Origin of the sequence: Nocardiopsis sp. TNDT3 (assembly GCF_003427465.1) — a bacterium.
Classification (GTDB): domain Bacteria; phylum Actinomycetota; class Actinomycetes; order Streptosporangiales; family Streptosporangiaceae; genus Nocardiopsis; species Nocardiopsis dassonvillei.
Window position 1 is genome coordinate 1 of sequence record NZ_QPFC01000753.1, and the last position, 6276, is coordinate 6276.

Here is a 6276-nt window from a genome sequence, read left to right on the forward strand (position 1 = left end):
CAACCCCGTCCCCGGGCCCCGGTTCCCGTCCCGGTCCCGTGCGCATCGGCATCGACGTCGGCGGGACCTTCACCGACGCCGTGGCCGTCAGCGCCACCACCTACGCCCTGCTGGGCCAGGTCAAGGTGCCCACCAGCCACGACCACGCCGACGGCGTGGCCCACGGCATCATGACCGCGCTGGAACGCCTGCTCGGCGACATCGGCGTGCGCGCCGAGGACGTGGGCTTCCTCGCCCACGGCACCACCCAGGCCACCAACGCCCTGCTGGAGGGCGACGTGGCCACCATCGGCATCGTCGGCGTCGGCAGCGGCTACGACGCCTTCGCCACCCGCAGGCTGCGCTCCCTGGGCAGACTGAGACTGGACTCGGGCCACCCGCTGCCCGTGCGCTACGCCGCGCTGCGCGAACCCGAACGTGAGGGCGCGGCCCTGGCCAGCGTGGACCAGGTGGTCGCCGAGGGCGCCGAGGTCGTCGTCGCCGTCGAACCCTTCAGCGTGGACGACCCCCGCGGCGAGCTGGCCGTGCTGGAGGCCGCCCGCGCCCGCGGGATCCCCGTCACCGCCACCCACGAGATCACCCAGCTCTACGGTCTGGGCAAACGCGCCCGCACCGCCGCGCTCAACGCCGGGGTCATGCCCCGTATGCTCCAGACCGCCGACCTGGTCGAGCGCAGCATCCACAAGGCCGGGGTCACCGCCCCGCTCATGGTCATGCGCTGCGACGGCGGCGTGATGTCGCTGCCCGAGATGCGCCACCGCCCCCTGCTCACCGTCCTCTCCGGACCCGCCGCGGGTGTGGCGGGCGCCCTGATGGGCGAGAAGGTCAGCGAGGGCGTGTTCCTGGAGACCGGCGGCACCTCCACCGACATCAGCGTCATCCGGCGCGGGCGGGTGCAGATCCGCCACGCCCGCCTGGGCGGCAAGGAGACCTACCTGTCGGCGCTGGACGTGCGCACCGTCGGCGTCGGCGGCGGCTCCCTCGTCCGCGTCGGCGGGGGCGAGGGCCCCGGCCGGGCGAGCCTGACCGACGTGGGACCGCGCAGCGCCCACATCGCCGGGCTGCCCTACGCCTGCTTCGCCGATCCGGCCGAGCTGGAGGGCGCCCGCCTGGTGCGGATCAGCCCCATGGCCTCCGACCCGGGCGACCACGCCGTCCTGGAGAGCGGCGGGCGGCGCTTCGCCCTGACCGTGACCTGCGCCGCCAACGCCGCCGGGCTCGTCCCCGAGGGCGACTACGCCCGCGCCGACGCCCGTGCGGCCCGCGCCGCCCTCGCACCCCTGGCCGAGGCCCTGGGCGTGGAGGTGGAGGAGGCCGCCCGCGCGGTGCTGCACAAGGCCACCGAGCGCGTGGCCGCGGTCGTGGACGAGATGGCGGGCGACTACGGCCTGGACCGGCAGGTGTGCACCCTGGTCGGCGGGGGCGGCGGCGCGGCCACCGTCACCCCCTACCTGGGGCGGCGCACCGGGCTGGAGGCGCGCATCGCCGCGCACAGCGAGGTCATCAGCCCCCTGGGTGTGGCGCTGGCGCTGGTGCGCGAGTCGGTGGAGCGCATCATCCCCGGCGCCACCCACGCCGACGTGCTCGCGGTGCGCGCCGAGGCCGAGCAGGCGGTGCTGCGCCAGGGCGCGGACCCGGCGGGGATCGAGGTGGACGTCACCGTCGACCCCCAGCGCAACCTGGTGGCGGCCGTGGCCACGGGGGCCACCGAGCTGCGCACCAAGGACCGCACCGCCACCGCCGACGCCGAGGCCGGGGCGCGGGCCGCCGCGGCGGCCAGTCTGGGCGCCGCACCGGCCGAGCTCACCGAGTACGCGGCCAACGGTCAGTACCGGGTGTTCGGGCTGGTGCGCAGGCCCGGCGGGCCGCTGGGGCGCTTCGCCCGCGAACGCACCCACGTCCGGGTCGTGGACGCCGAAGGGGTGGTGCGCCTGCACAGCGCCGACGCCCTGGTGGACACGCTGGTGGCCGCCGAGGCCGAGGGGCGGCTCAAGGACCTGGTGGCCGAACGCACCGCCTACGGCGACGGCGGGGCGCTGCCCCCGGCGGTGTGGCTGCTGCTGGGGCCCAAGTTCGCCGACCTGTCGGGGGTGCTGGACCCGGGGCACCTGGTGGCGCTGGCCTCGGCGGAGATCGCCCGCCGCGCCCCCGACGAGACGGTCATCGCGGTCATGGAGAAGCGGCGGTGAGCGCGCACACGCCGCCGCGCGCGGCCCGCGAACCGCGTTACCCCGCGTCCGGCCCGCCGGAACGCCCCGGGCGCGCCGAGCGCGCGCCCCGGCGTGAGGCGCCGGGGCGGGCGGGCCGACCGAAACCCCCGTGGCACACGGACCGCCCGGACCGCAGGGAAACAGGGGACCGGGCGCAGGCGCCCGGCGGGCACGACACGGGCGTCGCCCCCGAGCTGGCCGAGGAGTACGCGCGCATCGGCGCCGCCTCCGAGGAGGAGCTGGCCGCCGACCTGCTCGCGCTGACCGCCACCCACGAGGGCCGCGGCCGAGACCTGCTGCTGTCCTGGGCCGCCACGGCGCTGCGCTTCGGTGAGCGCATGGCCGACGAGGACGCCGCGAGTGCCGGAGCGTCCGGGGACCCCGGGGCCGCTGGGCCCGCCGGGGTTGCCAGGACGGGAGGGAGCACGGGGGCCAAAGGGGGCTCTGAGGGCTCTCAAGGGACCTCATGCAGCTCGGGTGCTTCAGAGGCCCCAAGCGGGTCAGGCGCCTCAGACACCCGTGAGGTCCCAAGCGGCTCTGGTGCCCCGGGTGCCACGGGTTCCTCGGGTGCGGTGAGCGCTCCGAGTCGCACGGGTCCTTCGGACCTGCGTGTGGAGGAGCGGGCCTCGGGCGGGCTGCGTCCGGGCGAGGTCCTGCTCGCCGAGTATTTGCACCGGGCCTCCGGCGACCGGGTGGTCGTCTACGCCGACGCCCTCGACCACGCCCACCGCGTGGCCCGCGACGCCGGGTGGGGCCGCGACCTCACCCCCGAGGCCCTGCGCGAGACCGCGCTGGCCCACGAGCACGCCCACCGGATGCTGCACGACGGACGGGGCCGCGCGCTGCGGCGCGAACTCGACCACGTCCTGGTGCGCCTGGGGCCGCTGCGCCTGCGCGGCCACGTGGTCGGCGCCGACGAGATCGCCGCGCACGCCTACGCCCGCCGTCGCGCGGGGCTGCGCCGCAGCCCGATCGCGCTCACCGCGGCCATCGCCGCCACCCTTGCCCACCGGGGTACGGGCCACGACCGGCCCGCCCCGCGAACCTCCCCCGGAGAACGCCCGTGACCGCCTTCGCGATCCTCCTCGCCATGGCGGTGGGCGTCGGCCTGATGCTGACGCGCCGCCTGCCCACCGCCTTCGCCCTCGTCCTGCTCTCCGTCGCGATCGCGCTCATCGCGGGCGCCCCGCTCGTGGGGGAGGAGGGCAGCGTCACCGGGACCGTCGTCCAGGAGGGCGCCCCGCGCCTGGCCGCGACCATGATCGCCATCCTCCTGGGCAGCTGGCTGGGCACGCTGATGTCCGAGGCGGGGATCGCCTCCACCCTCGTGCGCAAGATCGTGGAGTTCGGCGGTGAACGCCCCTCGCTGGTGGCCGTCGGCGTCTTCGTCGTCGCGATCCTGTGCGGCAGCATCACCGGTTCGGCGCCCGCGGCCATGCTCGCCGGTGTGGTGGGCATCCCCGCGATGATCGCGGTGGGGGTCACCCCCACCGTCGCGGCCGGGACCGTGCTGGTGGGCATCGCCGCCGGACTGCCCCTGGAGCTGATCAACTGGCAGTTCCTGTCCGACGCCATCGGGGTGCCGGTCTCCACCGTCCAGCACTTCCAGCTGCGCCTGTTCCCGATCGCGCTGGCGGGCGGGCTGGCCTACATCCTCATCGAGATGCGCCGCAGGGGCGCCCGGCACACCTGGGCGGTGCGGGTCCCGGCCGGGGCCGGGGGCAGCGGTTCCGGCGGCGCCGGGACGAGGCCGCCGAGCCGCCGCCAGCGGGCCGCCGAGCGGCGCAGGCGGCGGGGGGACGCGCCTTGGTACGCGCTGGTCACGCCGCTGGTGCCGATCGTGCTGGCGCTGGGGCTGCACGTGCCCATCGTGCCCTCGCTGCTGGCCGGGGTGGTCTTCGCGCTGTTGACGGCCGTGCCGTGGCGGGAGATGTCCTCCACCGCGCTGCGCACGCTCTACCGGGCCTTCGACGTGGCCGCGCCGCCCATCGTGCTGTTCATCGCGATCGGCATGCTGCTGGCGGCGGTGAACCTGCCCGGGGCGGTCTCGGCGCTCACGCCGGTGGTGACCGCGATCAGCCCCAGCAGCCCGTGGCTGTTCGTGCTGGTCTTCGCCGTGCTGGTGCCGCTGGCCCTGTACCGGGGGCCGATGAACATCTTCGGTCTGGGCGCGGGTGTGGCCGGTGTGCTCATCTCCGGCGGTATCTACCCGGCTCCGGCGGTGCTGGGGCTGATGGCCTCCTACGGCCAGGTGCTGGGGGTGTCGGACCCCACCAGCACGCAGACGGTGTGGAGCGCGCAGTACGCGGGGGTGCGCCCGGAGCGGTCGATGCTCTCGACGCTGCCCTACACGTGGGTGATCGCCGTCGCCGGGTTGGTGCTGACGGTGTTCCTGTACCTGGTGTGAGGCTGGTGGGGCCGGGCGTGAGCCGGGCCCGAGGGAGCGGCGGGGAGTCCTTCGGGGCTGCCCGCCGCGCTGTGCGCGGGGCCCGTCCGGTGCGGAGTCGAGGCTGTGGACACCCGTGGCGGGGGAGGCGTCCCGGTCCCGGATCCGGGCGGGCGCCGGCCTTCGCGGTGGTACGGCATCGGCCCTTCGGGGTGGTACACGACACCGGGCCTTCACAGGGCGGAAATATTGGCCTTACCAATCCATTGACGCCCGCGACCTGCGACTTGTACGCTTCCTCGCATTGGTCAGGCCAATCAGGAGGTGCGGTGGACACGAACTTCGACGCCCTGGTCGAGGCGCTGGCGCCGGAGGCCCGGGCCTCGGGAACCGAGTCGCGCCTGATGACGGAGCGGGAGCTGGCCGAGCGGCTGGGCACGAGCCGGGCCACCGTCCGGGAGAACCTCGGCAGCCTGGAGATGCTCGGCATGGTGCGCCGCACCCAGGGGGCGGGAACGTTCTTCACCAAGCCCGACGCCTCCTTCGTCCAGTTCCTGTTCGGCCTGATGTCGAAGTTCGGCCACATCGACGACGGCAGCGTCGAACGCGCCCGGGAGATGATGGAGGTCGCCGTGGTCCAGGAGGCCGCCGACCGCGCCGACGAGGAGGACGTGCGCGTGCTGCGCGGCCACGTCGAGGACATGGTCCGCGCCACCGCCGCGGGCGACGCCGAGGCCGGGCACGAGGCCGACTACGCCTTCCACAAGAAGCTGTTCCAGATCGCCGACAACCCGGTGATCGAGTTCTTCGTCGACGGCATGAGCCTGGCGCTCAAGGACGTCCTCGCCCACAAACGGGCCCTGGCCCTGGACATCGAGGCCCGCGCCGCCGGGGGCGGCGCCGAGGGACCCCGCAGGACGGACACCGTCCACACGCCCATCGTCGACGCCGTCGAGGCGCACGACCGCAGCGCCGCCGCGGCCGCGATGGTGGAGCACTTCACCCTGTGGCGCCGCATCACCGAGGGCGCCGCGCCCGCCGACGGGCGCTAGCCGGACACCGCCCGGCCCGAGACACCCCCGCGGGGGAGAAGGAAGACACATGGACACCACACCAGTTCCACAGCCATGCCCGAAAACGGCCGTGATGTTCGTCGGCGTCGGCGCCATCGGCCTGCCCATGGCCCTGCAGGTCGCCGCGGCCGGGCACACCGTGGTCGGCGTGGACCCCTCGCCGCGGCGCCGCGAGGAGGCCCGGAACCAGGGCCTGCGCGCCCAGCCCGACACCGCGGGGATCGGTGAGGCCGACGTCGTCATCGTCATGGTCGCCACCCCCGACCAGCTGCGCGCGGCCGTCACCGCCCCGGGCGGCGCCCTGGAGGCCATGCGCGCCGACGCGGTGCTCGTGGTCATGAGCACCGTCGGACCCGGCCCCGTGCGCGAGGTCGCCGACCGCGCCCGCGAGCGCGGGGTGCGGCTGCTGGACGTGCCGGTCACCGGAGGGGTGGCCGGGGCCCGGCGCGCGGCCCTGACCCTGTTCGCCTCCGGCGACCCCGAGGCCCTCCGGCGGTGCGGGCCGGTGCTGGAGGCGATGGGCACGGTCCGCGACTGCGGAGACCAGGCCGGACGCGGACAGTCCTACAAGGTCGTCAACCAGCTCCTGTGCTCGGTGCACATCGCC

At 75.4% G+C, this 6276-nt stretch carries 5 protein-coding genes; all 5 read left to right on the forward strand.

The genetic code is table 11. The annotated features are described in order from the left end of the window. On the forward strand, positions 1–2189 hold a 2189-nt coding region (locus tag DQW06_RS18630; protein ID WP_232833070.1), incomplete at its 5' end, for a hydantoinase/oxoprolinase family protein. Continuing rightward, positions 2186–3277 carry a hypothetical protein gene (locus DQW06_RS18635; protein WP_117199003.1) on the forward strand — a complete coding sequence of 364 codons (1092 nt, stop codon included), beginning with the start codon at positions 2186–2188 and terminating at the stop codon, positions 3275–3277. The genes DQW06_RS18630 and DQW06_RS18635, both read left to right, overlap by 4 nt. Then, complete coding sequence (locus tag DQW06_RS18640; protein WP_071622242.1) at positions 3274–4617, forward strand: transporter; 1344 nt, start codon at positions 3274–3276, stop codon at positions 4615–4617. Before DQW06_RS18635 ends, DQW06_RS18640 begins: the two co-directional genes overlap by 4 nt. Before the next feature lie 308 nt (positions 4618–4925). Beyond that, positions 4926–5648 (forward strand): FadR/GntR family transcriptional regulator, encoded by a 723-nt coding sequence (locus DQW06_RS18645; RefSeq protein ID WP_013153536.1) that lies wholly within the window; start codon positions 4926–4928, stop codon positions 5646–5648. Positions 5649–5697: 49 nt separating this feature from the next. After that, positions 5698–6276: NAD(P)-dependent oxidoreductase (locus DQW06_RS18650; protein WP_198662485.1), on the forward strand; the 579-nt coding region annotated here is incomplete at its 3' end.